Below are 23,788 nucleotides of genomic sequence, written 5' to 3'. Positions count from 1 at the left end.
GTAATGCAGGTCCCGGACCTTCTAACGGCGAGAGACCCGCTCGGAAACGCCGGGGTTGCCGCCGGCATCGACGCGGGCTCTCACAGACCGGGCGACTTCACCATCGTGAAGAAGCGAAGCTGCTCGGCCGGGTCGTCGCGGAACAGGCCGCGGTACTGCGTCGTCATCGTCGAGGAACCCTGCTTCTGTACGCCGCGCATCGACATGCACATGTGCTCAGCCTCGACCAGGATCGCGACGCCGCGCGGCTCCAGCGCCGCCTCGATCACATCCGCGATCTGGGCGGTCATCGTCTCCTGGGTCTGCAGGCGGCGCGCGAAGACGTCGACGATACGGGCGAGCTTGGAAAGGCCAACGACGCCTTTCGACGGGTAGTAGCCGATATGCGCCTTGCCGACGAAGGGCACCATGTGATGCTCGCAATGCGAATAGAACGGGATGTCGCGCACCAGCACCATGTCCCGGTAGTCCTCGACCTCCTCGAAGACGCGGTCGAGGATATGGTGGGGATCCTCGGCATAACCCTTGTAGAATTCCTTGTAGGCCTTGGCGACGCGTCGCGGCGTCTCGGCAAGCCCCTCGCGCGACGGATCGTCCCCGGCCCAGAGAAGCAGGGTACGGACGGCGGCCTCGGCCTCCTCCTGCGTCGGCTTGCGCACCGGAAACTTGTCGGCGGAGGGGCCGACGGGCCTCTCGACGGACAAGGACTTAACCACAGGGACCATGTGGCGCCTCCCGTTGGGACGATAAAAGGCCCCGCCCTCCGGCCAGAACCGACCATTGCAGCGAGGCCGTTGCGACAAGTTCGATGCCTCGCGGCGGAAGAGGTTCCCATGCCCTCCCGTTTTGCGGCGATCAACCCTATATTGTGGCCCGAGGCCGATCATACCAGACCGGCGAGAGACTTGAGCCATGCTGGACGACGTCTACAACACGCGCATCCTGGCGCTTGCCGCAAACATCCCGCTTCTGGACCGGCTGCCTGCGCCCGACGCGACCGCCAAGGCGCATTCGAAGCTGTGCGGCTCGACCGTGACAGTCGATGTCACCATGGACGGCGATGTCGTCACCGGCTTCGGCCACGAGGTGAAGGCCTGCGCGCTCGGGCAGGCCTCGTCCTCGATCATGGCGCGGCACGTCGTCGGCTCCACGGCGCAGGAACTGCGCGACGTGCGCGAGCAGGCCCGGGCGATCCTGAAGGAGAACGCCGAACCGCCGCAAGGCAAATGGGCCGATCTCGCCGTGCTCGTGCCGGTGCGGGACTACAAGGCGCGCCACGCCTCCACCATGCTGACCTTCGATGCCGTGGTCGACGCCATCGACCAGATCGAGGCCAAGCGGAAAAGCGCGGCGGCCTGACTATTTCGCCCCGAGCGCCAGGCGGATCTCCGGGACCGTCTCGTCATAACGGGCCTTGAAGGCCTTGTCCGCGAGCAGTGCCTTGGCGACGGCGCGGCCGACCTTGTCGCCTGCTGCGAGGTCGCTGGGATAGTGGAAGCCGCAGACCAGCCTGCTCTCGTCATAGCTCTTCACCCGCTCTTCCAGCTTCTCGCCGGCCTCGGGCGCCGCCGTCTTGAGCAGTTCGGCATAGAGCGCGGCAGTCGCGGCGTGGGCGGATGGGAAGGACGTGCCCTCGGGCCTGGCGCCGGGGCACGGCTTGACGCGCACCTTGTTCCAGACGGCAAAGGGGCGCGGCCGGCTGGTCAGGCGGTGGACGCTCTTGAGCAGGATCGCCAGTTCGATCTGCGCCTCGCGAAAGAGCAGGCGGACCTCGCGATGGGTATTGTCGACATAGCGCGTGTCCATGCCATTGAGGAAATTCACCAGGCCCTGGCGCTGATCGGCGATGGCGGCCTTCTCGCGCTCGGGCGTGCGGGCTTGCGAGATGCGCAGGACCTCGTCGAATTCGGCCTTCGCCTCGGGGCTGTTCTGCGCCGGCGGCAGGCCGGTGATCTTGGCGATGTCGAGCTTGGCGCCGTCGAGCCAGAGCAGATAGGGGCGCTGCTGGGCCTCGGCGCTCGTGGCGAGGGCCAGGCCGAGGAGAAGGCCGCAACCGGCCAGGGCATGGCGAAAATGATTGGCGCGCATCATGTTATGAAATCGATCGATGAAAGCGGTTGACGTGGCGGATCGGCAAAACGAAGGAGACGCCTTATTTCAGCGTCTCTTTGTTAAACAAAGATGTTCGCGGTTGCACAAGATAGATCGCTGGCCGCGCTGGGCCGCGCATGTCGCGATCCGTGCCTATCAGCTCAGCCTGTCGATGCTGGTCGGCCGGCACTGCCGGCATTGGCCGAGCTGCTCGCGCTATACGGACGAGGCGATCCAGCGCTTCGGCCTGTGGCGCGGCGGCTGGATGGGAGCGGCGCGGATCTGCCGCTGCCACCCTTACGGCACCAGCGGCATCGATATCGTCTGCGAGGAATTGCCGGCCGATGCGCGCTGGTACAGTCCCTGGCGCTACGGTCGCTGGCGCGGAACGCTGAATCCGGAGGCGCAGGCCACCGAAACGACCAAGCCTACCGGCCCTGGCGCTGCGCCCGGGCCGTCCTGAGCGCGTCGATGCAACCGTCGGAGAAGGAGGCCTGCTTCTCGCGCATGCAGGCGACCAGGCGGCCGCCGCCGGGCTTGATGCCGGGGCAGTTCTTCGCGAAATCGGCCTGGCAGGCGGCGCGCAGCGCGCCCCGGTTCTGAGCGGCGGCCGGAAGCGCGGCGGCGAGCAGGAGCGTGGCGAGTGCGATGCGGATCACGGGCGGTTCCTTCGAAGGCGGCTGAGGGGAGCATCCAGGGTGATCGCGGCATGATTGCGGGCCGCTGACCACCGCATGACAAATCGGCAAGGTCGGCTTCTCGGCGATTGCGCAGTGCGGGATCGTCGTATAGGCGAGGGGCCTCGCGCGCGCCGAACCGGCTGCGGGCCCGCGCGCTCTTCCGACAGGCAGCCGGTCTGACTTACGGGGTCCGTATCCCCGAGTGAGCAGGAGCACGATCGATGACGATCTCCCTGACATTTCCCGATGGCGCCAAGCGCGAGTTCCCCTCCGGCATCACCGGAGTCGAGATCGCCAAGGGCATCTCTCCCTCCCTGCTGAAGCGAACCGTCGCGATGGCGCTCGACGGCACCGTCGTCGACCTCGCCGACCCGATCACTGCGGATGCCAAGATCGAGCTCCTGAACCGCGAAGACCCGCGCGCTCTGGAACTGATCCGGCACGACACCGCCCACGTCCTCGCCGAGGCCGTACAGGAACTGTTTCCCGGCACGCAGGTGACGATCGGCCCGGTGATCGAGAACGGCTTCTTCTACGATTTCGCCCGCAACGAGCCCTTCACCCCGGAGGACTTCCCGGCGATCGAGAAGAAGATGCGCGAGATCATCGCGCGCGACAAACCCTTCACCAAGGAAGTCTGGAGCCGCGACAAGGCCAAGGATTTCTTCGCCGCCAAGGGCGAGGCCTACAAGGTCGAGCTGGTCGATGCGATCCCCGCCGACCAGACGCTGAAGATGTACGCGCAGGGCGACTGGATCGACCTCTGCCGCGGCCCGCACATGACCTCGGTCGGCAAGGTCGGCAACGCCTTCAAGCTGATGAAGACGGCCGGCGCCTACTGGCGCGGCGACTCGAACAACGCGATGCTGACCCGCATCTACGGCACCGCCTTCGCCAAGCAGGAAGAGCTCGACGCCTATCTCAAGCAGATCGAGGAGGCGGAGAAGCGCGACCACCGCAAGCTCGGCCGGGAGATGGATCTGTTCCACTTCCAGGAGGAGGGGCCGGGCGTCGTGTTCTGGCACTCCAAGGGCTGGCGCCTGTTCCAGGAGATCATCGCCTATATGCGCCGGCGCCTCGCCGCCGACTATGAGGAGGTGAACGCGCCGCAGATCCTCGACAAGTCGCTCTGGGAGACCTCGGGCCACTGGGGCTGGTACCAGGACAACATGTTCGCGGTGAAATCGGCGGCGGCCTTCGAGAATCCGCAGGATGCCGAGCGCGACCATCGCGTCTTCGCGCTGAAGCCGATGAACTGCCCGGGCCATGTCCAGATCTTCAAGCACGGTCTGAAGAGCTATCGCGACCTGCCGATCAGGCTTGCCGAATTCGGCAACGTCCATCGCTACGAGCCCTCCGGCGCGCTGCACGGGCTGATGCGCGTGCGCGGCTTCACGCAGGACGACGCGCACATCTTCTGCACCGAAGAGCAGCTCGCGGCCGAATGCCTGAAGATCAATGACCTGATCCTCTCGGTCTACGAGGATTTCGGCTTCACTGACGACCTCGTCATCAAGCTCTCGACGCGGCCCGAGAAGCGTGTCGGCTCCGATGCGGTCTGGGACCATGCCGAGCAGGTCATGACTTCCGTGCTGGAGAAGATCGCGGCCCAGTCCGGCAACCGGATCAAGACTGAGATCAATCCGGGCGAGGGCGCCTTCTACGGGCCGAAATTCGAATATGTCCTGCGCGATGCGATCGGTCGCGACTGGCAGTGCGGCACGACGCAGGTCGACTTCAACCTGCCGGAGCGGTTCGGCGCCTTCTATATCGGCGCCGATGGCGAGAAGAAGCAGCCGGTCATGGTCCACCGCGCGATCTGCGGCTCGCTCGAGCGCTTTACCGGCATCCTGATCGAGCACCATGCCGGACATTTTCCGCTCTGGCTGGCGCCTGAACAGGTCATCGTCGCGCCGATCACCTCCGAGGCGGATGGCTATGCCGAAGAGGTCACGATGGCCCTGATGGGTGCCGGCCTGCGTGCCCGCGCCGACCTGCGCAACGAGAAGATCTCCTACAAGGTGCGCGAGCATTCGCTGGCGAAGGTCCCGGTCATCCTCGCCGTCGGCAAGCGCGAGGCCGAGGAGAAGACCGTGACGGTCCGCCGCCTCGGCAGCCAGGCCCAGACCGTGATGCCGCTTTCGGAGGCGCTCGCAGCGCTGACGCAGGAGGCGCAAGCGCCGGATCTGGCGCGGATCCGAAAATCGAAGGCGGCCTAGCACCATCCGCCGCCGCCCTTCTTCCCTCTCGGCGAGAAGGGCGGCTGTGATGGCTGCCTCTGGTAAAACCCGGTCGGCTCATGGCAGATACGGGCGATGCTGACCGGTTCCTATCGCAAACGGCTCGAAGCCGATCTGATCCGCTGGGTTCATGAGGGCTGGCTGACGGCCGACGGCGCCGGCGCGATCCGGCGCGATGTCGCGCGCGAGCACGCCGGCTTTCGCCTGCCGGCCCTGCTCGGGCTGTTCGGCGGACTGCTGATCGCCTCGTCAGTCGCGGCCTTTGTCGCCGCGAATTGGGAGGCGATTCCGCGGCTGGTGAAGCTCGCGATGATTCTCGCCGCGATCGCCGTGGCCTTCCTCGTCGCCTACCGGTTGCAGAAGGCGGGCTCCGAAGGCGGGGCCGACGCGGCGACGACCTGTGGCGTGCTGATCTTCGGGGCCGGGCTCGCGCTGGTCGGACAGATGTATCATCTGCCGGAGGACTGGCCGGGCGGGGCGATGCTGCTCGCGATCGGGTCGCTGGCGGCCGCATTCCTCATGCGCTCGAACGGCGCGCTGGCGATCGCCTTCGTCGCGCTCTGCGCCTGGAGCGGTGGACGGTGGGACGAGGCCGCCGGGCGGACGCATTACGGCTTCTTCGCGCTCTACCTGCCGGCACTGTGGATCGCGCTCTCGCGCGGCAACAGGCTGGTGCACCACCTCGCCGTGCTCGCGGCTGCCTTCTGGCTCGGCACGGCGCCCGGGGTCTTGCTCCAGCATTCGTTCGATTACGGCCTGCTCGCCTATGGTCTCGCCATCGCGGTCTGCTTCGTCGCGCTGGGCGCTCTGGCGCTCGCGCGCGGCGGGCCGGCCGTGCTGACCGCTTGCCTGCCCTGGGGGCTGATCGGCCTCGTGGTCGCGCTCAATGTCGAGCTGGCCCGTATCCTCGACGCGCATGAAGCGCGGGCGGGGCACGCCTTCCTCTTCGTGTTCTATGCCTATGCCGCCGCCGTTCCCCTGAGCGTGCTGCTCGGCGCGGTTGCGCGCGAGCGGCGCTTCGCCTGGCCGCTGACGGCAGGGCTGCTGCTCGCGCTGCTGGTGCCGGTTGTGTTCTGGAGCGACCGCGTCGCCGGCATGCCCGGCCGGATCGCGGTGGCGAGCCTCATTCTCCTGTCGGCCACGGCGCTCGTGGTAGCCGGGGCGGCCGGCGGGATCCGGCGCATTCTCACCGCGGGTTCGGTGCTGTTCGGCGTCGCCATCCTGATCCTGCTCTGGCAGACCATCGGCACGCTGCTCGACCAGTCGCTGTTCTTCCTTGCCGCCGGAGCGGCACTGCTCGCCACGGCCTGGGGGGCGAGGCGGCTGTTCGCGCGGCTCAATGGTCCGGCAGGGGAGGCGTCATGATGCGCAGCGTATCCGCCGACGCCGTTGCCGCGAAGGTGCCGCCGCTCTGGCGGGCCGTCGCGAGCGCGCTGCTCCTGATCGCCGGCCTGCTGGCGCTCGTGCAGCAGCGGGCGGGCATCCTGAGCCATGGCACCGAAATCCGCCTGAGGACGGTGCCCGTCGACCCGCGCGACCTGTTCCGCGGCGACTACGTCGTGTTCGGCTATCCGATCAGCGTGGTCGACACCGGAGCCGGGGCTGGCGCATTCAAGACGGGCGAGACCGTCTATGTGACGCTCGGGCGCGACGCCGAAGGCTTCGCCCGTGCAGCGAGCGTTTCGCGCGACTGGCCCGCAGTGGGGGGCGGGGCCGTCGTGATCGCCGGGCGCGTGGTCTCGACCAGCGCCTGCGCCCTCGACGATGCGGGCCGGTTCGATTGCTCGGGCGACCGCAGGCGGCTGCGCATCGCATACGGCATCGAGAGCTATTTCGTGCCGCAGGGCGAGGGCCGGGCGATCGAGACGACCGACAAGGCCCGCATCGAGGTGGTCGTCGCCGTTTCCTCCTCGGGAGAGGCCGCGATCAAGCGCCTGCTGATCGACGGCAAACCGCTCTACGCGGAGCCGCCCTACTAGGCCTGCGCGCCAGGCGGCGCCGCAACGAATTGATCACATTTCAGCCGCAGGAAAGAGGTTCCTGTGATTCGTCGCAGGCCCGCTCACACGGGCTTGTGACTTCGCGCCGCGTGACGGCGAACCGACCGAGTTATATGAACGGCAGATGAACGGTTCCTGCGGGAGACCTTCGCCGGCCGCCCCCGTCTGGAACCCGTGTCGAGGGGTGCGCGTTGCGCCTTCCGCTCGGCGAAGCCCACCAAAGGACCGTCTTTCGTGCCGTCAGACCCGTCACTGCAGCGCTTCATGCTGTTCGGCCGCCGCGCCGAAAGCGGATCAAGGCGCCGGCCGGGGCGGGACATGCGCATCGACATGGTGCGCGGGCTTGCGCTGCTGATCATCTTCATCAACCACATGCCGGGGAACGTCCTCTCCGCCTACATGCCGAACAATTTCGGCTTTTCGGACGGCGCCGACGCCTTCGTCCTGCTGGCTGGCGTGTCGGCGACGCTGGCCTATGGTGGGCTGATAGAGACGCGCGGCCTTTGGATCGCCGCCCTGAAGCTCGGCGCCAGGATCTGGACGCTGTACATCGCCCATATGGCGGTGTTCATCATCGTCTGCGGCGTGATCGCGGCGGCGGTGACGCGCACCCAGAACCCGCTCTACATCGAGGCGATCAACATCCAGCCGTTCTTCCGCGACACGGTGGACGCGCTGATCGGCGCGCTGACGCTCACCTACCAGCCGTCCTATCTCGATATCCTGCCGCTCTATATCGTGCTGCTCGCCCTGTTCCCGGCGCTGTATTACGGCGTGCGCTTCAGCCCGGCGCTGACGCTGGCGCTGTCGCTGATGGTCTGGCAGGGAGCGCTCGCGCTCGATCTCAACCTGCCGAATTCGGGCGGACACTGGTTCTTCAACCCCTTCGCATGGCAGGTGATCTTCACGCTCGGCATCATCCTGGGCCGCGCGGCGCAACTGGGACTGACGGCGCCGCGCCTGCGCTGGCTCGACCTCGCCGCCGTCACCTTCCTCGTCTTTGCCTGGCTGGTGAAGATCCCCGCCGGCAATCCGACTGGCATCGCGGCGTTCAACGACTGGTTCGATTCCGTGCAGCTCGGCTCCGACAAGACGAACCTCGCCTGGAGCCGGCTCCTGCACCTTGGAGCCCTGGCGTGGCTGGTGATCCGCTGGCTGCCGGCCGAGGGGCGGCTTGCGCGCTCGCGTGTCGGCCGGGCTCTCGCCTGCTCGGGGCGCAACTCGCTGCACGTCTTCTGCGTCGGCATCGTGCTGGCGATCATCGGGCAGATCGTGCTGGCGGAAACCTCCTTCGCCCTGGACGTCCAGTTGCTGCTTTGCGCCGGCGGCGTTACAGTGTTGACAGGGCTAGGAATTTTCCTCTCGTGGTACCGTTCGATCACGACTCGCGATCAGCGCGCGGAACCGGCCGAGGCATCCGCCGCCTCAGCGCCGCGGCCGTCCTTCTCGCCGCGCTGACCTCGGTCGCCTCGGCCAAGCCGTTCGTCGCGACTGCGCCGACCGATCAGCGTTGCCGTGCCGGCGCGCTCCAGACGTTCAGGCCCGCGCTGCCCGCGGCGCGCAAGGCGATGCAGGAGACCGGGCGGCTGACCATCGTCGCGCTGGGCTCCTCGACCACGGCGGGCTCCGGCGCCAGCGCCGAGGACAAGAGCTATCCCTTCGTCCTGCAGAGCGAGCTGCGCCGGCGTTTGCCGGGCGCCGAGGTCCGCGTCGTCAACAAGGGCGTCGGCGGCCAGTCGGCCTACGACATGCTGCTGCGCATGGATGGCGACGTCATCGACGAGAAGCCTGCGGTGGTGATCTGGCAGACCGTCGTCAACGACGCGATCCGCGATATCGGCGAGGAGAAGCTCGCCAAGATCCTGCGCAAGGGCATCGCCAAGGCCCGTGCCGCCGGGATCGACATGATCCTGATGGATCTGCCCTGGCTGCCCCGCGAGGGGCGCTATCCGCATTTCGACGATTACCGGGCCGTGCTGGCCCGGACCGCGGAGCAGCAGGGCGTCTCGCTGTTCCCGCGCTATGCGATGATGAAGGGCTGGTCGCGCTCGAAGCAGTTCACCGAGGAGGAACTCGTCGGCATGAACGGGCTGCACCTGGTCGATGCCGGCTATCGCTGCCTCGCCTCGCGGCTGGCGGACGGGATCGTTTCGGCGGTCGGCGACATCGAGATCCAGACGATTCGCGCCGAGTCTCCCCCGACCGACTGAGCGCCGCGACCGGGCAGGCTATTTCGCCAGGACCTCGATGTCGCGGTCGATGCCGGATTCGACCTTGAAGTCGCGCGAATAGACCTGCCCCTCCTGCCGGGCGATCAGGACATAGTCGCCTTCCGCCAGGATGACCTGAGGGAAGGCGCCGATCGCCTCGCGGATGACGTCGCCGCCCGGCGTCAGCACGCTGAAGGCCGTGCCGGCGAAGGCCTCGCCTCCCGCCTGCGCGACCAGCTTCAGCGTCACCTTGGCGGCGCGGTGGTGCAGGGTGGCATCGGTGATCTTGCCGGTCTCGACACGGACGTCGGCGCGTTGGATCGCGTTCGAATCGCCATAGGTCGAGACCACATGGTAGGTGCCCTCGGGCAGGCGGATGAGGTCGCCGGCCTTGGCGTCGCCGGTGACGAGGCGGCCTTCCGAGTTGCCCTGCAGCGGCACGAAGACCTGGAAGGTGAGCTGGGAGGCCGGGATGGGCGTATCGCCGATCGAGCCGGCGAGCGTGAGAGCCCCCGCACTGATCGCGACCTGGTCGTTCAGCCCCTGCGCGCCCAGGGTGATCCGCTTGGTGCCGCTGGCGAAGCCATAGGCGGCATGGACGATATAGCTGCCCGGCGGCAGCGTGAAACTCGGATTGGCGCTATCCGAGCGGGCGACGATGCGCGGCGCCGAGCCGTCGGCGGTCTCCGACAGCACGCGCCAGTTCAATCCCGAGCGGATCGGCTTGCGATCATTGGCGAACTGGGCGCCGAGGGACAGCTGAACGGGGGCCGCCGGCCAGATGGATTGCTGCGGCGCCGGCTGCAGGGCCGGCGGGTCGCCGGGCGTCTGCGCGGGTTGTGCGTCCTCGGGGCGCTGCGGCGGAATCTGGGCGGGGGAGAGAGTGGGCGCAAGCAGGGCCGCGAGCAGCGCGAGCGCACCGAGGATGCGGCGGCCGGCCTCGAAGCCATCCAGTTCAACCATGCGTCTCGTCCTCGGCGCCTCGATCGCCCGCCTCGATGGAATCACCGAAAGCCGTGCCAGCGATCCAGCTCTTACAACCGGAGCAGTCCTCGGGCAGAAGACCGGCTCCCGCCTTTCCGCAGAATGCTCTTGCGGCGATGTCTGAGCAGGTTCGCTTGTCCTGATCAAGGCAAAGCCCTAGGTCAGGCTCTGTTCTCATCGTCGCGGATGTTTCATGACCGATACGCTCTCCCTGCTCAAGCTGCGTCGCTCGGTGCCGCCGCAGTTCCTCACCGCTCCCGGCCCCGAAGGCGCGCAGCTCGACGAGCTCCTCGCGATAGCGGCGCGGGTGCCCGACCACGGCAAGCTCGCCCCATGGCGCTTCATCGTCTTCAAGGGGGAGGCTCGCAACGAGGCTGCCGAGGTGGTGGCGCGGGTGTTCCGCGAGCGCAACCCGCAGGCCAGCGAAGATCAGGTCGAGTTCGAGCGCAAGCGCCTGACCCATGCGCCGGTCATCGTCGCGGTGGTGTCGCGGGCGCGCGAACACGCCAAGATCCCGCTCTGGGAGCAAGAGCTCTCGGCCGGCGCCGTCTGCATGACGATGCTGATCGGCGCCTATGCGATGGGCTATGCGGGCTCCTGGCTGACCAACTGGTTCTCCTTCGACCGGGAGGTGCTGACCGAATTCGGCCTCGACGCCGACGAGCGCGTCGCCGGCTTCGTCCATATCGGCACGCCGACCGCGCCGATCAGCGATCGCGACCGGCCTGTGATGGCCGATATCGTCAGCTATTTCGGGAGTTGAGGAATGATCTATTCGGCGACGCGGGACGACCTCGGCTTCGCGCATGACCCGTTCAAGGCCATCGTCGCGCCCCGGCCGATCGGCTGGATCACGGCTCTGAGCGCCGAAGGGGCGGTCAACCTCTCGCCCTACAGCTTCTTCAACGCCATCTCCTCGCGGCCGAACATGGTGATGTTCTCGTCGGAGAACAAAAAGGATGCCGTCTCCTTCATCGAGGAGACCGGGGAGTTCACCTGCTCGCTCGTCTCGGGCGCGTTGATGCAGCAGATGAACCTGACCTCGGCGCCGCTGCCGCGCGGGCAGAGCGAATATCCCCATGCCGGGCTCGCCATGGCCGCGTCGCGCTTCGTCAAACCGCCGCGGGTGGCCGGCACGCCCGCTGCGCTCGAATGCAAGGCGGTCTCGATCCAGCAACTGAGGGACATCGACGGCAACGACGTCCCACGCTGGATGGTGATCGGCCAGGTCGTCGGCATCTTCATCGACGACGACTTCGTCAAGGACGGACGCTTCGATACCGCCGGCGCCAACCCGATCGCGCGTTGCGGCTATTCGGACTATGCCGAGGTCACCAGCCTGTTCTCGCTGCAGCGGCCGGCCGGAGGCTAGAGCGCCGGACCGGCAGGTGGAATCCACTTTTCGGGAAAATGCGGCGCTCCAGCAATGAGATGGATCATCGCGCGTCCGGTAGGGCGTGCGATGTCCAGGCGTCGTCAGCCGCCCTCGGCCAGCGGCCCCCTGACCCGGTAGTCACCGAGCTGCGCCAGGGCCTTGTTGATCGTCTCGGCGTCGAGCCCGGCGCCTTGCGGCAGCGTCAGGCGCGGCGGATCGAGCGTGACTGTCGCGCCCGGCGCCAGGCCTGCCGCGGCGCGCTCGACGCGGGAGGCGCAACCGCCGCAATGCATGCCGGACACTTCGAAAACCTGAGTCATCGGAATCACCTGCTGTCGATCATTCAGCCAGTTTGCGAGCGCGGGCGACGAGTCGCTCCGCCCGGATCAGATGGGGGCGGTCCAGCATCTCGCCATGGAGGCCGATCACGCCCGCGCCGGGGTTGGCGGCGAAGAGCGCAATGATCTGCTCGGCCTTGGCGAGCGCTTCCGGCGAGGGCGCGAAGACCTCGTTGATCGGCGCGACCTGCGCCGGGTGGATCGCCATCTTGCCGGTGAAGCCGTCGCGGCGGGCGGCAACGCATTCCGCCCTGAGCCCGGCCTCGTCCCGGAAGTTGGTGAAGACGCTGTCGATCGCGTCGACCTGGGCCGCGCTCGCGCCGAACAGGGTCAGGGTGCGGGCCAGGCGGTAGGGGTCGGCATAGGAGCCGTCCTCCAGCCGGTTGGTCTCGGCGCCGAGATCGGCGGAGAGGTCCTCGGCGCCCCAGGTCAGCGCCATCAGCCGGTGCGAGGCGCGGGCATAGGTTCCGAGGCCGAAGACGCCCTTGCCGTTCTCGGTCGCGATCGGGAGGATGCCGGTGGCGCCGTCGGGAAGATCGGCCTCGGCCTCGCGCACCGCGATCTTGGCGGCGAGATGGCCGACATCGATGCCGCCTTCGGATTTCGGCAGCATGATCGCGTCCGGCGCACCCGGCATCACGGCGTCGAGATCGGCCTCGCTCAGACCCGTGGTCAGGCCGTTGATCCGCACGATCAGCCGCGGGCGGCTGGGCAGGGCCCGGGCCGTGCGCAGAAAATCGAGGGTGATGGCGCGGGCCTGCGGCTTGGCATCGAGCGCGACGGAATCCTCGAGATCGAGTATCAGGGCGTCGGCGCCGCTCTCCAGGCCCTTCTGCTGCTTCTTGGGGCTGTCGCCCGGCACGAACAGGAGCGAGCGCATCGGCTTCAGACCGAAACCGTCGCGGGGGCGGGGTGCTTGCGCATGAAGGCCTGCCGGCGGCATTGCGCAACCAGCGTGCCGTCCTGCTTGTAGGCCTTGTGCAGGAACTCGACGATGCCGGCATCGGGCCGGGAGCGCGACTCGCGCTTGGCGACGATCTCGGTAGTGCAATTCACCGTGTCGCCCTCGAAGAGCGGGGCGGGAAAGGCGACGTCGGTCATGCCGAGATTGCCGATCGTGGTCCCGACCGTCGTGTCGTTGACGGAGATCCCGATCATCAGCCCCAGGGTGAAGAGCGAGTTCATCAGCGGCTTGCCCCATTCCGTCTCGGTCGCGCAGAAATGCGCATCGATGTGAAGGGGTTGCGGGTTGAGCGTCATGTTGGAGAACAACATGTTGTCCATCTGCGTGACGGTCCGCGTCAGGCCGTGCTCGATGACGGCGCCGACCTGGAAGTCCTCGAAATAGATTCCGCCGCGCTTGTGACGCACCAGTTCGGCCATCGATCCTCTCCGCATCGTCCAGTACCGGCCACTGAGCCGGCGCGGAAAGTCGTAAAGGGCGCCGTGGGCGGAGGGAAGCGGAAAGCAGTCCGGCCGGCGCGGACGGCGGCGCCTTAACGCTTCGCTTACCATAATGGAGGAAAGCTTTCGATGCGTCCCCGCAGCGTCGCGGCGCGGCGCGCCCGAGACCCCTGATGTTCCTGTTCACCACGCCGCCGAGCCGCGAGACCCAAGCCGCCGCCAACCCGGTCGTCAGCGCCATCCGCGAGGGCGCGGAGCGGACGGGGACGGGCTTCGACTACCTGCTCAAGACGGCGCAGCGCGAATCGGCGCTGGCGCCGGACGCCAAGGCGAAGTCGTCGAGCGCGACCGGCCTGTTCCAGTTCATCGAGCAGACCTGGCTGTCGATGGTGAAGCAGGAGGGGCCCAAGCAGGGACTCCAGAACTATGCCGATGCGATCAGCGAGAATGGCGGGCGGCTGACCGTCAACGATCCCGCCCTGCGCGAGAAGATTCTGCAGTTGCGCAACGATCCCCAGGTGGCCGCGGTGATGGCGGGAGCCCTGACGCAGAAGAATCGCGACCAGCTCTCCGGGGCGCTGGGGCGCCAGCCGCAGGCGGGCGAGCTCTACATGGCCCATGTGCTCGGCGCGCGCGGCGCCGCGGACCTGATCAAGGCCGCCGCCAGCGATCCGAGCCGCGTCGCCGCCCGGGACTTTCCCGATGCGGCTGCGGCCAATCGCGGCATCTTCTACGACAAGGCCGGCCGGGCGCGCAGCGTCCAGGAAGTCTATGGCGTTCTGGCCGCCAGCCATGCCAGCACCCAGATCGCGGCGACGACGGCGAGCGGCAGCGTGGCGAGCGACGATTCCATGCCGGTGACCGAGATCGCGGCAGCGCTGCAGCCGGGCCGGGCGCATGGTCTGATCGGCCTGTTCTCGACCGGGGGCTCGCGCGAGCCGGTTTCCAAGGCCGTCTCGAATCTATGGACGTCGCCGCGCGCGAACGGTACCCGCACGGCCTCGCTGGACGGGGCAGAGCGCTATTTCCCGCGGATCAAGAGCGACGCCTCGACGGCGGCCGAGGGCGCAGCCGCCCGGCCGTCGGAAGGGCAAGGCGCCGCAGTGGCCGCGCCGCTGCCGCCGCAGCGCCCGGCCGATCTCGGCCTTCCGCAGGCCGGTGCCGCCCAGGCCGGAAAGCCGCGGCGCGGACCGCTGAACCTGTCGTCCTTCATGCTCCAGGGGGGCGACGCATGATCGTTCGTCGCTTTCTGCTCTGGGCCCGCACGGCGCCCGCCGAGGCCCGCGCATCCGGCGCGGCCGCGCTCGCAGGTGCCTATCTCCGGTCCAATCTGGCGCCGGAGGATCAGCACGAGGCCGAAACCGCGCTGATCGCGCTGATCGACGACCCTTCGCCGCTGGTGCGCCGCGCCATCGCGGAGGAAATGGCGGCTTCGCCGCGCACGCCGCGCAATCTCGCGCTCGGCCTGATCGCCGAGCAGGGCGATGTCGCAGCGCTGGTGCTGGCTCATTCGCCGGTGCTGACGGAGGCCGATCTGGTCGATGCCGCAGCCGTCGGCGACGTGCTCGCCCAGCGCGCCATCGCGATGCGCCGCTGCCTTCCGTCCAGCGTCGCCGCGGCGCTGGCCGAGGTCGGGTGCGAGGAAGCCCTGCACACCCTCGCAAGCAACCGGACCGCCGATATCCCCGACTTCTCGTTCGAGCGGATGATCGAGCGCTGCGGCGACAGCGGCGTACTGCGCGAGGCCCTGCTGGAGCGGCAGGATCTGCCGCCCGGGCTGAGGCAGGTTATCGCCGCCCGGGTCTCCGACGCACTGGCGCATTTCGTCTCGGGCTGCGGCTGGCTGACGCCCGAGCGCAGCCTGCGGCTGGCCCGCGAATCGACGGAGCGCGTCGCCGTCGCCCTCGCGGCTGGCGGAGAGCCGACGGACGCTCCGGCGATCGTCGAGGTGCTGCGTGCGACCGGCCGGCTCACGCCCGGGCTGATGCTGCGCTCGCTGCTGAGCGGCGAGCCGGCGCTGGCGGAGGCGGCTTTCGTGATCCTGTCGGACCTGCCTGCCGCCCGCGTCGCGGCGCTGCTGCGCGACCGGCGCGGCGCCGGCCTGAAAGCGCTTTGCCGCAAGGCGGGGCTACCGGCGGCGCTGGAGCCGGCCTTCGTGGCCGCAATCCTCGCGCTGAACGCGCGCGGCTTCGATGCCGGCGCGGCGCGCCAGGGCATGGACCGCAGCCTGCTGCGCGAGGTGCTGCTCGCCTGCGAGGCGATGGAGGGCGGCGAGGCCGATGCGCTGATGGCGCTGCTGCGGCGCCTGGATGCCGAGGCGGCACGCGAGGAGGCCCGGCTGATGGCCGATTCGCTCGCCGACGACGCCGCCTTCGCCCTGTTGGTCGAGGCCGATCCGTCTTTCCTGATCGAGCTCGAGAACACCGACCTGCGCGACGCCGCCTGAAGGCTCAATAACCGAACTGCTCGCGCAGGATGCGCTCGTCGAGGCTGTGGCCGGGATCGTGCAGCATGACGAGGTCGACCGTGCGGTCGATCTCGATGGAGACCGAGGCGACCTCGTCGATCTGGGTATGGTCCGCCACCGCGCTGACCGGGCGCTTGTCGGCCTCCAGCACGTCGATCGTCACCTTGGCATAGTCGGGCAGCAGCGCCCCGCGCCAGCGCCGCGGCCGGAAGGCGGAGATCGGCGTCAACGCCAGCAGCGGCGCATCGAGCGGCAGGATAGGCCCGTTGGCAGAGAGGTTGTAGGCGGTCGAGCCGGCGGGGGTGGCGAGCAGAACGCCGTCCGCGATCAGCTCGGCGAGCCGGACCTGCCCGTCGACGGAGATGCGCAGCTTGGCGGCCTGATAGGAGCGTCGCAGCAGCGAGACCTCGTTGATCGCCTTGGCCTCGACCTGCGCGCCCTTGCGATCCACCGCGTGCATGGAGAGCGGATGGACGACGCTGCGCTGGGCCGCCTCCAGGCGCTTGCGCAGGCCGCGCTCCCTGAACTCGTTCATCAGGAAGCCGACGGAGCCGCGGTTCATGCCGTAGATCGGCGTGCCGGTGCCCAAGAAGCGATGCAGCGTCTGCAGCATCAGCCCGTCGCCGCCCAGCGCGACGATGACATCGGCCTCGACGGGATCGGCATTGCCATAGCGCTCCACCAGCTTCGCCAGGGCCGCCTCGGCTTCCGGGGTTTCGCTGGCGACGAAGGAGATCGCGCCAAATCGCTCGGTCATGACGGGTCCTGAAGCGGCGGGCCTTACGGCATCGCCACCGGCTTAGCATGGCCCGGGCGGAAGGCGCGAGACTCGGGGGCGATGAAAAAGGCCGGGCGAGCCCGGCCCCATCCTTCGCCTCGCCGGGCTCTCAGACCGCCGAGCTCCACTGCACCGGCACCATCTCGAAACCGTTGCCCTCCTTGGCGATGAAGCCGACGGCCGGGAAGGGCGCATGGTAGAAGGCCACCTGCATCCGGTCGGCCGCCACCATGTCGAGCAGCTTGCGGCGCGTCGCGGCGGCCTGCGGGCCGTCCATGTCGAAGACCGCCGACCAATCCGGATTGCGGACGAAGAGGGCCGGATGGTTGGTCGTATCGGACATGATCATCATCCGATCGTTGCCGGAGGCGAGCGCGAAGACGGTGTGGCCGGGCGTGTGGCCGGGCGCGGCGACCGGCGTGAGCCCGGGCAGGAGTTCCTTGCCGGGCTCGAATCGCCTCACATCCTTGGCGACCGGGCCGAAGACACGGCGAACCCCGGCGAAGGCACCCTTCATGCCGTCGGGCGCGGCATTCATCTTCGCATCGTCCATCCAGAACGCCCATTCGGCCGCCGGCACCAGAACCTCGGCATTGGGAAAGACGGCGCTGCCGTCTTTGAGGCGGAAGCCGTTGATGTGATCGCCGTGGAAGTGGCTGAAGACGACGCTCGAGACATCCTTCGGGTCGAGGCCCGCGGCCTTGAAGTTCGCCATCCAGGTGCCGGAGGTCGGTGCTCCGGAATCGCCGTTGCCCGTGTCGACCAGGGTCAGCTTGCCGCCGTGCTGGATCGCCAGCGTGGTGAAGGTGATCTGGAGCGCATCCTGCGGCAGGAAGGCTTCCGCCATCGCCCGTTTCACATCCGCCAGCTCCGCGTTGCGGACGAACCCTTCGAGCGGGCGCCGGCCGAAGCCATCATGGATCGCCGTCACGACGATGTCGCCGATCTTGTAGCGATAGAAGCCGGGGGCCTGTGCGCCCGCGGGAGCCTGGGCCTGCGCAGGCGACAGGACTGGCAGGCCGAACGCTGCCGAGGCGGCCAGCGCTCCGGCGCCGGCGAGAGTGTGGCGGCGCGACAGGCGCATGGTCTGCATCGGTTCCTCCTCGTTGCTGGCCGAGGAAGGTAACGGCGCAAGCGGCGGGTTCAACCGCCGCGGCCGCGTGCCGGGTCAAGTTTCCGTGATGAGAAACCCGCTCATTCGGATTCCGCCGGCCCCTTGCGTGCCAGCGCCCGCAGCATAGCGGCGCAGAGTGCGAGCGAGCCCATCACGCCCTGTCCGGAGCACTCCGCGACGAGCGCCTGGAAGGCCAGGGGCTCGTCCGAGGCCAGGCATTGCAGGCTCCAGCTCCAGCCCGGGGCCTTCTCGCGCAGCAGCGAGACGGCAACGTCGATATCGGCGCTGACCGCTCCGAGCGACTTCCAGAAATTGCCCTGCTGGTAGATGCCGCCCGCAGGGGTCCGCCGGGTGGAGAGGCGCGCGGGCTTGCGCCGCACGGTGAAGCCCAGCGCCTCGTAGATATCGGCGTCGAGCTCGCGGTTAGGCTTGCTCGAAGCCTCGCAACGCTGCGCCAGCGCCAGAAGTTGATTCCGGTCGTCCATTCGGTTCCGCGACACGATCAGGAGGCCGGCGGCCGCGACGCAGCTTCCGGCAGGCATTCTCCGCTTATCCTACCGCATTGCGGCAGGCGGCGGCCAGCCTCCGATGACAGCTGACCCCGCGCCCGAAATCGGGGTCCGGATCAGGGGCCGACGACCGTGCCCCGCGCCCGGCCACCCGGCACGCGGCAGGAGCAGCCGATGCCGAGTGGCGCCCGCTCGTACAGCGTGCAGACCTTGACCGGCGTGCTACAGCGGCCGCCCGAGGCGGCGGGAACGGCGCCATAGGCCGGATAGACCGGGTAAGCCGGATAATCGTAATAGTCGGGGTAGACCGGATAGGTCGCGAGCGCGCCGAGGGTCGCCGCCGTCGCAAGACCAGCGCCCCAACCCCAATAAGGATAGCCGCCCCAGCGGCGATGATACGGACGGTAATAGCTGCCACGCCAGGCGCCGAGACGCGCGACATGGCCGGCGCGGTAACCGCCACGCCAGCCGCCGCCACGCCAGGCTTGGGCGCCGCGGAAGCCGCCGTGCAAACCGCCCGGATGGAAACCGTGCCCTCCGGGGCGATGCTGGGCGATCGCCTCGGTGCCGGCGGCGAAGAACAGCGGCGCCACCGCAGCCGCGATCAGGAACAGGCGACGCATCGCGCATCTCCTTTGCTCATATCGCCCCGGATCATCAACGGCCGGACCGGCCGGCAGTTCCGTCCGGCCTCGCCTCAGTCATCCCAGAAGGTGCCGGCCTTGCAGCGATAGCCGACGAAGCAGGCCGGCATGTCCCGGCTCGGCACCCAGGCGGGCTCGATGACCTCGTCGAACTGGCAGAAGCTGCGATCCCGCACGAAGCGGTCATAGGTCTGCCCGCCGGTACCCAGGACGGCGGCTCCATGTGCGAGAACCTCCTGTCGGCTCGCGGCGCAGGGGCGCGTCACCGTCGAGGGGCGCGATTGAGCGAGGGCTGCATGCGGCCCCAGTGCCAGAAGGAGCGCGATTGCGATCGGTTTCATCGACCCCTCCCGGGGTTCGTCGAATGGAGGCATGCCGGTGCGCCGGCTTCGATACGGGAGATTATCACCACCGGCGATCCCGGTCTCGGATGACGCGCGAGATGCGGTGAAGGTTCCAGGCGGGAGCCGCGGAGATAAAGGTTTGCAGGGCGCCGGGGATCGATCCGGGACGGGAAGCGGGCGTCCGCCAGGAGAGGGATGGTGCCGGAAGAGGGGATCGAACCCCCGACCTTCGGTTTACAAATCTGTCGGCAAAATGTGAGTTTTCAATTCGCTGCGGAGCAGATCGGCCGATTTTGTACAGATTTTGTCGAGGCGCCCGGCGGGCAGGTCTAGTCGCCCGCCGGGCGGCCGCCGAACAGTTCTGCCTCCATGCGCTCGACCTGAGCCCGCCGGCGGGCTTGAGCTTCGGCGCTCTGGAACAGGTGGCCGTAGACGTCATAGGTGACCTGGATCGACGAGTGGCCCATGCGGGTCTTCACATCGAGCGGGTCTGCGCCGGTGGCGATGTACTGCGAGGCATGGAAATGCCGAAGCGAGTGGATGGTGAAGTCGCACTCGAGATCAAGCGTATCCTCGTCGCCGGCCGGGACCATGCGCGCCGACCCTATGGCCTGCATCAGCGGGAGCCAGAAGCGGCGGCGGAAGTTGGTGTAGTGCTCAACGCCTCCGGACGCGTTGGGGAAGACCAGATCGAGCTCACCCTTCGGCCGCTGCAGGATCCACTCCCGGAGTTCCTTGACGACGTCGCCGGGGATATCGAGCGTGCGATATCCGGCTCTCGACTTCGGCTTGCCGATCTTGCCCGATTGGGAGAGGCGCTGTGAGACCGTGATGGTGCCGGCGGACAGGTCGACATTGCTGCGGGGCAGTCCGAGGATCTCCGAAATTCGCATGCCGGTCGCAACGGCAACGCGGAGCAGCACGTAGAGCATGCGCCCGCGTTCCTTGGCGAAGCGGGGGTTGTTGGTGGTGCGCCCTTTGATGACGATCGCCGGCGGCGCCTGGCTCCAGAGCCGGGCCCGTGCGACGAGATCCCGGACCCGGTCGGCGTCAGGAATCTCGACACGCTCGTCATCCTCGTCGACGTCGCGGGTCCTGGTCGCGACCTTGACGCCGCGGGCGCGATTGACGGCGACCAACTCGCGGGACATCGCCTCGTCGATGATCGCTCCGAGAGTGCTCACCGCGCGCTTCGTGGTGAAGCGCGTCACGCCGTCGGCCAGCAGATCGTCGCGGAAGGCGGCGATCGCCGCTCTCGACAGCTTGCTGAGCTTCACCGAGCCGAGACGGGGCTCGATCTGATTGCGAACCGTGCTTCGGTAGGTTTTGTAGGTGTGTTCCTCGACTGGAGCTCGGCCGTCCCGGCCGTTGAGTGTCGCCTTGAGCCAGATCTTGGCCGCCTCTTTCACCGTGATGGTGTCACGGTCATGGACGTGCGTGCCGTCGGCGACCTGCGAGGTGACGGTGTCGCGGAATTGTTTGGCGTCGGCGCGCTTCTCGAACTGCTTGGTCCGGATCCGGCCGCTCTGGTCGGTATAGGTGACGCGCCAGGCCGTCGAGATCTCGCCGGTCTTGTTCGTCCAGGTCCGCTTCTGCAGCGATGCCATCAATCAGCCCTCGTTTCGCGAACTATAAGGGAATCCCATGCAATGCCGCCAGAGACCGGCAGATCGAGATGCCTGCAGCGACGATTGACGGCACGCCTGGCCTTCGTCAGAAATGGAACATAAAGAGAACACGGCATCGGGTCGTCAACGGTCAGGAGTGCAACATGCCCGCCGCAACGGAGAAATACGCTTTCGTTATCGCGATCGGCCCGTCGCATGCCGCTTCGGCGGCGACCGACCAGGACCAGGTGCTGGCAACCCTGACCCGGTGCTTCGACGATGCCAGTTTCGAGATCGTCGTCATCGATGCCGACTTAGTCGACGGCAACTACATGCTGGTCCCCCGCCGGGGCACGATCGGCGCCGGCGATGCCGCGATCAAGCCGCAGCCACCGTCAGCACTCTATCACGCCATCGATGCCAAGCTCGCCGAGATGCGCTTCCTGCAGCCAGCTACGGCGCACTGACCATGTCACGCGCCGCGCTCGTTCTCCGGCGCAGTTACACCGGCCACCCTCGTCCCGAGGACGACGACAAGTTCTGGAAGGTCATCTATCGGGGCCTCTATGTCGGCTCGATCGCCCAGCAGCAGGGTCCGAGCGGCGACGAGCCGCATTGGACTTGGACCATCAACATACACGCTGGGGAGCTCGCCAACGGCGTCCGGCAGGCGACGCCGACGGAAGGCAGAGCAGCCACGCGCGAAGGCTGCCTCCCGGCCTTCCGCAAGGCCTTCGAACGCTACCTGATCTTTATCGGCGAAGAAGGCTGGGCAGCCCACGTCGAGCACATGCGCCGGATCGGCAGCAACGCCGAGACGAAGCGGTATTGAAAAAAGAGGCCCCGCCAGCGGGAGCTGACGGGGCCGAGCTATTTACGAGATTAAGTTTCTCGCAGCGTGCTTCACCAGCTCGCTTACCAGCCCTACGAGGCCGGCGCGGACGAGCTCCAGCACAAGGGCTCTCGCCCAGTGGCCAGATCGCGCCATGTGGCGCTTCTCCATGTTTGATTGCCGAGCTTGGCGGTGGCCAAGCGCATTTGCGATGGACGCTCATCGCCGCGGGAGACCAAGCCGCATTAAAATCGTCACGGTTGCGGATTGCGAGCCCACGATACGCCGGTCTGCCTGGAAACTACCTTGGAAGCGCGAATGCCACAACAAGAAAGAGCGCCGGGCCCCTTTCGGAGCCCGGCTCACGGTCTACGGAGGAAAACGCCCAGTGAGGCGGTTGATAATGCCGGCCAGACGATCGCCGAGGCGATCGCGGCGTCAGTCAGCCGGCGTGAAGTCGAGGAAATAAGCCTTGCCGATCGCGAACTGCTCGATGGCGCCGGGATTGGTGACGGTCATCTTGAGCTCGCCGGAGGGCGTGTATTTCGACCAGGTCTCATTAACCTTGCCGTCTCCGTAGCTGCCGAACACCGGCGCCATGGCGATCTCGGCGACGGGGTCGCTCCCTGGCGTTCCCATGTGGTTGATCGACTTGACGAAGAACTTGGCACGGACCGTCATCGGTCTTCTCCTTTGGTGATGGCCGGAAGCCGCCGGCGCGGATCGGCTGATGCCGAATTCAGTTGCGCCGCCCCGGCCGGGGCTTGCGCTCGACCCGCTCGATCGTGTCGCGCAGGGAATCCATCTCCCGGGCGTGGCGATCGGTCATCTCGCCGAGGCGAGCATTGGTCTTGATCTGCTCGTCATGAAGATCATCCATCCGGGCGGACATCCGCCGGACGCCCTCCGCGACGATGCTGAGCTGTGCGAGGATGGAATTGCCGAGGACGACGAGGCCGAAGGGGTCATGCCCCTGCGGCGCGAGGTGGCCGTCCTTCTTGTTGTCCTTCGCCCCGCGCAGGGTCATGAAGATCGCCAGGATGATGACGACGACGCCGCCGGCGAGCTGCAGCAGCGGGAAGGGTTTCAGAATCTCAGCGCCTGCGAAATCCGCCATCTCTCACCGCCCGGTAAACGGAGATCAGCTCTCCGAGTGTCAGCATTCCAAGGAGCGGCACGAAGATCGACACCTTGCCGGATAGCAGGCTGTCGTAGACCAGTGGCAGCATCAGCATCATCCAGACGAAGGCGCCGACGAAAGAGCCGGCATAGCGCATCAGCGGCCCGTAGACGGGCAGCTTGCCATTGGCGAAGAGAGCGATCGACCGCATCGAGCCGATGCAGGCCAGCGTTACCGCCATGGCCTCCTCGCTGGCGCCGTTCTCCGCCAGCAGCCGCAGCGTCCCCCTGTCGAGCGAGTCACCGGGGAGCGCCAGGGTGAAGGCGATCAGCAGCAGCCCGCCCGCCATGATCCATTCGAACAGGCGGTTCGAGCTGTATGGGCCGGCCGAGGGCCGGGGCCGCGCGATCATTTCCCGGGCATCCACCCGCAGACGCGCGCGCCGACCGCGTTGTTCTGCTTGGTCTGGGCGATCGTCGCGTCGGTGTCGCTCAGCGACCAGCGCACGGGGCGGAACTGGTCGCAGAGCGCGGCCCTAGTCTCGCCGCCACCCGTCGTCGTCACGCAGCTGCTCAGGAGCAATGGCAGCGCCAGCGCGAGCGTCCGCGCCCTGCTTGCGGATGTCGTTCGCATCGCGGAGATCCTTCGTTTCGGTCTTCGATTTCTGGTCGGAGCGGCCCTTGCCATAGGCCGTCAGCACGGCGACGAGCGCGGCGCCGGCTGCGGCGAGGTAGGGCCAGAGCGCAGAGAGCAGGCCGCCGAGGAGCGCGCTCATGCCGCCACGCCCTCGGGAAGGTCGAGCGCATCGGCCCGGCGCGCTGCCCTGCGGGCGGCATACCAGCGATAGGCATAGCCGCCGGCGGTCAACAGCACGCCGGTGACGACGAGCGCGGTGACGACATAGCCGATGACGGTGGAGGAGGCCGCGAGCGGATCGAGTTGCTGGCGCGCCGCCTCAATCACGCCGCCGAGCGTGCCGGAGGTGACGCCGGCGCCAGTCGTCGCATCGGCCGGGCCCTTGGCGGGCAGCGGCTTCGCCTGGTCGATCGTC

31 protein-coding genes and 1 pseudogene are annotated in these 23,788 nt (G+C 67.8%); 13 read left to right on the top strand and 19 right to left on the bottom strand.

Features of this window, described 5'->3' with window-relative positions:
* Positions 1 to 80: 80 nt before the first annotated feature.
* Positions 81 to 725, bottom strand: a complete 645-nt coding sequence (gene folE / locus BGO20_RS14480; RefSeq protein WP_291664937.1) for a GTP cyclohydrolase I FolE — start codon at positions 723 to 725, stop codon at positions 81 to 83.
* Positions 726 to 912: 187 nt separating this feature from the next.
* Between folE and BGO20_RS14475 the strand changes: the two genes are divergently transcribed.
* Entirely contained in the window at positions 913 to 1,359 is a 447-nt protein-coding gene (locus BGO20_RS14475) for an iron-sulfur cluster assembly scaffold protein (protein ID WP_291664939.1), read from the top strand.
* On the opposite strand, the gene BGO20_RS14470 is transcribed toward BGO20_RS14475, so the two are convergent.
* A complete protein-coding gene (locus BGO20_RS14470; protein ID WP_291664942.1) occupies positions 1,360 to 2,091 on the bottom strand; it encodes a phosphatase PAP2 family protein in 732 nt (243 codons plus the stop codon).
* A 109-nt stretch (positions 2,092 to 2,200) separates the two neighbouring features.
* Between BGO20_RS14470 and yidD the strand changes: the two genes are divergently transcribed.
* A complete protein-coding gene (gene yidD, locus BGO20_RS14465; protein ID WP_291664994.1) occupies positions 2,201 to 2,554 on the top strand; it encodes a membrane protein insertion efficiency factor YidD in 354 nt (117 codons plus the stop codon).
* On the opposite strand, the gene BGO20_RS14460 is transcribed toward yidD, so the two are convergent.
* Positions 2,520 to 2,750 (bottom strand): hypothetical protein, encoded by a 231-nt coding sequence (locus BGO20_RS14460; protein WP_291664944.1) that lies wholly within the window; start codon positions 2,748 to 2,750, stop codon positions 2,520 to 2,522. The two genes, yidD and BGO20_RS14460, sit on opposite strands and share 35 nt — an antisense overlap.
* Positions 2,751 to 2,992: 242 nt before the next feature.
* Between BGO20_RS14460 and thrS the strand changes: the two genes are divergently transcribed.
* From thrS to BGO20_RS14435, 5 genes are all read left to right on the top strand, one after another.
* A complete protein-coding gene (gene thrS / locus BGO20_RS14455) occupies positions 2,993 to 4,990 on the top strand; it encodes a threonine--tRNA ligase (protein WP_291664946.1) in 1,998 nt (665 codons plus the stop codon).
* Positions 4,991 to 5,086: 96 nt separating this feature from the next.
* A complete protein-coding gene (locus tag BGO20_RS14450; RefSeq protein WP_291664948.1) occupies positions 5,087 to 6,376 on the top strand; it encodes a DUF2157 domain-containing protein in 1,290 nt (429 codons plus the stop codon).
* A complete protein-coding gene (locus tag BGO20_RS14445; RefSeq protein ID WP_291664949.1) occupies positions 6,373 to 6,990 on the top strand; it encodes a GDYXXLXY domain-containing protein in 618 nt (205 codons plus the stop codon). The genes BGO20_RS14450 and BGO20_RS14445 overlap by 4 nt, the downstream gene beginning before the upstream one ends.
* Before the next feature lie 339 nt (positions 6,991 to 7,329).
* Positions 7,330 to 8,469, top strand: coding sequence for an OpgC family protein (locus tag BGO20_RS14440; RefSeq protein ID WP_291664951.1), 1,140 nt, complete (start codon positions 7,330 to 7,332; stop codon positions 8,467 to 8,469).
* Positions 8,376 to 9,221 (top strand): SGNH/GDSL hydrolase family protein, encoded by an 846-nt coding sequence (locus BGO20_RS14435; RefSeq protein ID WP_298921884.1) that lies wholly within the window; start codon positions 8,376 to 8,378, stop codon positions 9,219 to 9,221. The genes BGO20_RS14440 and BGO20_RS14435 overlap by 94 nt, the downstream gene beginning before the upstream one ends.
* Positions 9,222 to 9,239: 18 nt before the next feature.
* Here BGO20_RS14435 and BGO20_RS14430 read toward each other — a convergent pair whose 3' ends face one another.
* Positions 9,240 to 10,184, bottom strand: coding sequence for a hypothetical protein (locus BGO20_RS14430; RefSeq protein ID WP_291664955.1), 945 nt, complete (start codon positions 10,182 to 10,184; stop codon positions 9,240 to 9,242).
* Between the two features lie 214 nt (positions 10,185 to 10,398).
* On the opposite strand from BGO20_RS14430, the gene BGO20_RS14425 reads away from it, so the two are divergent.
* Together BGO20_RS14425 and BGO20_RS14420 are read left to right on the top strand one after the other, a co-directional pair.
* Entirely contained in the window at positions 10,399 to 10,968 is a 570-nt protein-coding gene (locus tag BGO20_RS14425) for a nitroreductase family protein (protein ID WP_291664957.1), read from the top strand.
* A 3-nt stretch (positions 10,969 to 10,971) separates the two neighbouring features.
* Positions 10,972 to 11,577, top strand: a complete 606-nt coding sequence (locus BGO20_RS14420) for a flavin reductase family protein (RefSeq protein WP_291664959.1) — start codon at positions 10,972 to 10,974, stop codon at positions 11,575 to 11,577.
* Positions 11,578 to 11,681: 104 nt separating this feature from the next.
* On the opposite strand, the gene BGO20_RS14415 is transcribed toward BGO20_RS14420, so the two are convergent.
* Genes BGO20_RS14415 through BGO20_RS14405 form a run of 3 tightly spaced genes read right to left on the bottom strand, consistent with a single transcriptional unit; the run spans position 11,682 to position 13,301 of the window.
* Complete coding sequence (locus BGO20_RS14415) at positions 11,682 to 11,900, bottom strand: heavy-metal-associated domain-containing protein (protein WP_291664961.1); 219 nt, start codon at positions 11,898 to 11,900, stop codon at positions 11,682 to 11,684.
* A gap of 19 nt (positions 11,901 to 11,919) precedes the next feature.
* On the bottom strand, positions 11,920 to 12,798 hold the full coding sequence (locus tag BGO20_RS14410) for an HpcH/HpaI aldolase/citrate lyase family protein (RefSeq protein ID WP_291664963.1): 879 nt from the start codon (positions 12,796 to 12,798) through the stop codon (positions 11,920 to 11,922).
* A gap of 5 nt (positions 12,799 to 12,803) precedes the next feature.
* Positions 12,804 to 13,301, bottom strand: coding sequence for a MaoC family dehydratase (locus BGO20_RS14405; RefSeq protein ID WP_291664964.1), 498 nt, complete (start codon positions 13,299 to 13,301; stop codon positions 12,804 to 12,806).
* Positions 13,302 to 13,495: 194 nt separating this feature from the next.
* On the opposite strand from BGO20_RS14405, the gene BGO20_RS14400 reads away from it, so the two are divergent.
* Both BGO20_RS14400 and BGO20_RS14395 read left to right on the top strand, forming a co-directional pair.
* Complete coding sequence (locus BGO20_RS14400) at positions 13,496 to 14,557, top strand: lytic transglycosylase domain-containing protein (protein WP_291664966.1); 1,062 nt, start codon at positions 13,496 to 13,498, stop codon at positions 14,555 to 14,557.
* A complete protein-coding gene (locus BGO20_RS14395; protein ID WP_291664968.1) occupies positions 14,554 to 15,768 on the top strand; it encodes a DUF2336 domain-containing protein in 1,215 nt (404 codons plus the stop codon). Before BGO20_RS14400 ends, BGO20_RS14395 begins: the two co-directional genes overlap by 4 nt.
* Positions 15,769 to 15,772: 4 nt before the next feature.
* Here the strand turns inward: BGO20_RS14395 and BGO20_RS14390 are convergent, their stop codons facing one another.
* The 6 genes from BGO20_RS14390 to BGO20_RS14365 form a co-directional block, all read right to left on the bottom strand.
* On the bottom strand, positions 15,773 to 16,546 hold the full coding sequence (locus tag BGO20_RS14390; RefSeq protein ID WP_291664969.1) for an NAD kinase: 774 nt from the start codon (positions 16,544 to 16,546) through the stop codon (positions 15,773 to 15,775).
* Between the two features lie 130 nt (positions 16,547 to 16,676).
* Complete coding sequence (locus BGO20_RS14385) at positions 16,677 to 17,651, bottom strand: MBL fold metallo-hydrolase (protein WP_291664996.1); 975 nt, start codon at positions 17,649 to 17,651, stop codon at positions 16,677 to 16,679.
* Between the two features lie 110 nt (positions 17,652 to 17,761).
* A complete protein-coding gene (locus BGO20_RS14380; protein WP_291664971.1) occupies positions 17,762 to 18,166 on the bottom strand; it encodes a hypothetical protein in 405 nt (134 codons plus the stop codon).
* A 140-nt stretch (positions 18,167 to 18,306) separates the two neighbouring features.
* Positions 18,307 to 18,813 carry a hypothetical protein gene (locus tag BGO20_RS14375; protein ID WP_291664974.1) on the bottom strand — a complete coding sequence of 169 codons (507 nt, stop codon included), beginning with the start codon at positions 18,811 to 18,813 and terminating at the stop codon, positions 18,307 to 18,309.
* Positions 18,814 to 18,887: 74 nt separating this feature from the next.
* Entirely contained in the window at positions 18,888 to 19,175 is a 288-nt protein-coding gene (locus BGO20_RS14370; RefSeq protein ID WP_291664976.1) for a hypothetical protein, read from the bottom strand.
* Positions 19,176 to 19,507: 332 nt separating this feature from the next.
* Entirely contained in the window at positions 19,508 to 20,785 is a 1,278-nt protein-coding gene (locus BGO20_RS14365; RefSeq protein WP_291664978.1) for a tyrosine-type recombinase/integrase, read from the bottom strand.
* A gap of 68 nt (positions 20,786 to 20,853) precedes the next feature.
* On the opposite strand from BGO20_RS14365, the gene BGO20_RS14360 reads away from it, so the two are divergent.
* Together BGO20_RS14360 and BGO20_RS14355 are read left to right on the top strand one after the other, a co-directional pair.
* Positions 20,854 to 21,252: a hypothetical protein gene (locus BGO20_RS14360; protein WP_291664980.1), complete on the top strand. Its 399-nt coding sequence runs from the start codon at positions 20,854 to 20,856 to the stop codon at positions 21,250 to 21,252.
* 2 nt (positions 21,253 to 21,254) lie between these two features.
* Positions 21,255 to 21,617, top strand: coding sequence for a hypothetical protein (locus BGO20_RS14355; RefSeq protein WP_291664981.1), 363 nt, complete (start codon positions 21,255 to 21,257; stop codon positions 21,615 to 21,617).
* A 438-nt stretch (positions 21,618 to 22,055) separates the two neighbouring features.
* Here the strand turns inward: BGO20_RS14355 and BGO20_RS14350 are convergent, their stop codons facing one another.
* The 6 genes and pseudogenes from BGO20_RS14350 to BGO20_RS14325 form a co-directional block, all read right to left on the bottom strand.
* Positions 22,056 to 22,298, bottom strand: a complete 243-nt coding sequence (locus tag BGO20_RS14350; RefSeq protein WP_291664983.1) for a hypothetical protein — start codon at positions 22,296 to 22,298, stop codon at positions 22,056 to 22,058.
* Positions 22,299 to 22,356: 58 nt separating this feature from the next.
* Positions 22,357 to 22,734 (bottom strand): hypothetical protein, encoded by a 378-nt coding sequence (locus BGO20_RS14345; protein WP_291664985.1) that lies wholly within the window; start codon positions 22,732 to 22,734, stop codon positions 22,357 to 22,359.
* Positions 22,712 to 23,149 (bottom strand): hypothetical protein, encoded by a 438-nt coding sequence (locus tag BGO20_RS14340; protein WP_291664987.1) that lies wholly within the window; start codon positions 23,147 to 23,149, stop codon positions 22,712 to 22,714. Before BGO20_RS14340 ends, BGO20_RS14345 begins: the two co-directional genes overlap by 23 nt.
* Positions 23,146 to 23,301 carry a hypothetical protein gene (locus BGO20_RS14335; protein ID WP_291664989.1) on the bottom strand — a complete coding sequence of 52 codons (156 nt, stop codon included), beginning with the start codon at positions 23,299 to 23,301 and terminating at the stop codon, positions 23,146 to 23,148. Before BGO20_RS14335 ends, BGO20_RS14340 begins: the two co-directional genes overlap by 4 nt.
* The gene (locus BGO20_RS14330) at positions 23,273 to 23,512 is read right to left on the bottom strand and encodes a hypothetical protein (protein WP_291664991.1); all 240 of its coding nucleotides are present in this window, start codon (positions 23,510 to 23,512) and stop codon (positions 23,273 to 23,275) included. Before BGO20_RS14330 ends, BGO20_RS14335 begins: the two co-directional genes overlap by 29 nt.
* A pseudogene (locus BGO20_RS14325) lies at positions 23,509 to 23,788 on the bottom strand (glycoside hydrolase family 108 protein); the annotation flags it as partial. The pseudogene BGO20_RS14325 and the gene BGO20_RS14330, both read right to left, overlap by 4 nt.

The sequence above is a fragment of the Allobosea sp. 67-29 genome, from assembly GCF_001898115.1.
In the GTDB taxonomy this organism is placed as follows: Bacteria; Pseudomonadota; Alphaproteobacteria; order Rhizobiales; family Beijerinckiaceae; genus Allobosea.
This window is presented reverse-complemented; position numbering and strand designations above follow the sequence as displayed.

What these genes read in the sequence shown, in the direction of transcription:
- folE (WP_291664937.1), bottom strand. Translation starts at nt 725, where the DNA reads ATGGTCCCTGTGGTTAAGTCCTTGTCCGTCGAGAGGCCCGTCGGCCCC.
- BGO20_RS14475 (WP_291664939.1), top strand. Translation starts at nt 913, where the DNA reads ATGCTGGACGACGTCTACAACACGCGCATCCTGGCGCTTGCCGCAAAC.
- BGO20_RS14470 (WP_291664942.1), bottom strand. Translation starts at nt 2,091, where the DNA reads ATGATGCGCGCCAATCATTTTCGCCATGCCCTGGCCGGTTGCGGCCTT.
- thrS (WP_291664946.1), top strand. Translation starts at nt 2,993, where the DNA reads ATGACGATCTCCCTGACATTTCCCGATGGCGCCAAGCGCGAGTTCCCC.
- BGO20_RS14450 (WP_291664948.1), top strand. Translation starts at nt 5,087, where the DNA reads ATGCTGACCGGTTCCTATCGCAAACGGCTCGAAGCCGATCTGATCCGC.
- BGO20_RS14445 (WP_291664949.1), top strand. Translation starts at nt 6,373, where the DNA reads ATGATGCGCAGCGTATCCGCCGACGCCGTTGCCGCGAAGGTGCCGCCG.
- BGO20_RS14440 (WP_291664951.1), top strand. Translation starts at nt 7,330, where the DNA reads ATGCGCATCGACATGGTGCGCGGGCTTGCGCTGCTGATCATCTTCATC.
- BGO20_RS14430 (WP_291664955.1), bottom strand. Translation starts at nt 10,184, where the DNA reads ATGGTTGAACTGGATGGCTTCGAGGCCGGCCGCCGCATCCTCGGTGCG.
- BGO20_RS14425 (WP_291664957.1), top strand. Translation starts at nt 10,399, where the DNA reads ATGACCGATACGCTCTCCCTGCTCAAGCTGCGTCGCTCGGTGCCGCCG.
- BGO20_RS14420 (WP_291664959.1), top strand. Translation starts at nt 10,972, where the DNA reads ATGATCTATTCGGCGACGCGGGACGACCTCGGCTTCGCGCATGACCCG.
- BGO20_RS14415 (WP_291664961.1), bottom strand. Translation starts at nt 11,900, where the DNA reads ATGACTCAGGTTTTCGAAGTGTCCGGCATGCATTGCGGCGGTTGCGCC.
- BGO20_RS14410 (WP_291664963.1), bottom strand. Translation starts at nt 12,798, where the DNA reads ATGCGCTCGCTCCTGTTCGTGCCGGGCGACAGCCCCAAGAAGCAGCAG.
- BGO20_RS14405 (WP_291664964.1), bottom strand. Translation starts at nt 13,301, where the DNA reads ATGGCCGAACTGGTGCGTCACAAGCGCGGCGGAATCTATTTCGAGGAC.
- BGO20_RS14400 (WP_291664966.1), top strand. Translation starts at nt 13,496, where the DNA reads ATGTTCCTGTTCACCACGCCGCCGAGCCGCGAGACCCAAGCCGCCGCC.
- BGO20_RS14395 (WP_291664968.1), top strand. Translation starts at nt 14,554, where the DNA reads ATGATCGTTCGTCGCTTTCTGCTCTGGGCCCGCACGGCGCCCGCCGAG.
- BGO20_RS14390 (WP_291664969.1), bottom strand. Translation starts at nt 16,546, where the DNA reads ATGACCGAGCGATTTGGCGCGATCTCCTTCGTCGCCAGCGAAACCCCG.
- BGO20_RS14385 (WP_291664996.1), bottom strand. Translation starts at nt 17,651, where the DNA reads ATGCGCCTGTCGCGCCGCCACACTCTCGCCGGCGCCGGAGCGCTGGCC.
- BGO20_RS14380 (WP_291664971.1), bottom strand. Translation starts at nt 18,166, where the DNA reads ATGGACGACCGGAATCAACTTCTGGCGCTGGCGCAGCGTTGCGAGGCT.
- BGO20_RS14375 (WP_291664974.1), bottom strand. Translation starts at nt 18,813, where the DNA reads ATGCGTCGCCTGTTCCTGATCGCGGCTGCGGTGGCGCCGCTGTTCTTC.
- BGO20_RS14370 (WP_291664976.1), bottom strand. Translation starts at nt 19,175, where the DNA reads ATGAAACCGATCGCAATCGCGCTCCTTCTGGCACTGGGGCCGCATGCA.
- BGO20_RS14365 (WP_291664978.1), bottom strand. Translation starts at nt 20,785, where the DNA reads ATGGCATCGCTGCAGAAGCGGACCTGGACGAACAAGACCGGCGAGATC.
- BGO20_RS14360 (WP_291664980.1), top strand. Translation starts at nt 20,854, where the DNA reads ATGCCTGCAGCGACGATTGACGGCACGCCTGGCCTTCGTCAGAAATGG.
- BGO20_RS14355 (WP_291664981.1), top strand. Translation starts at nt 21,255, where the DNA reads ATGTCACGCGCCGCGCTCGTTCTCCGGCGCAGTTACACCGGCCACCCT.
- BGO20_RS14350 (WP_291664983.1), bottom strand. Translation starts at nt 22,298, where the DNA reads ATGACGGTCCGTGCCAAGTTCTTCGTCAAGTCGATCAACCACATGGGA.
- BGO20_RS14345 (WP_291664985.1), bottom strand. Translation starts at nt 22,734, where the DNA reads ATGGCGGATTTCGCAGGCGCTGAGATTCTGAAACCCTTCCCGCTGCTG.
- BGO20_RS14340 (WP_291664987.1), bottom strand. Translation starts at nt 23,149, where the DNA reads ATGATCGCGCGGCCCCGGCCCTCGGCCGGCCCATACAGCTCGAACCGC.
- BGO20_RS14330 (WP_291664991.1), bottom strand. Translation starts at nt 23,512, where the DNA reads ATGAGCGCGCTCCTCGGCGGCCTGCTCTCTGCGCTCTGGCCCTACCTC.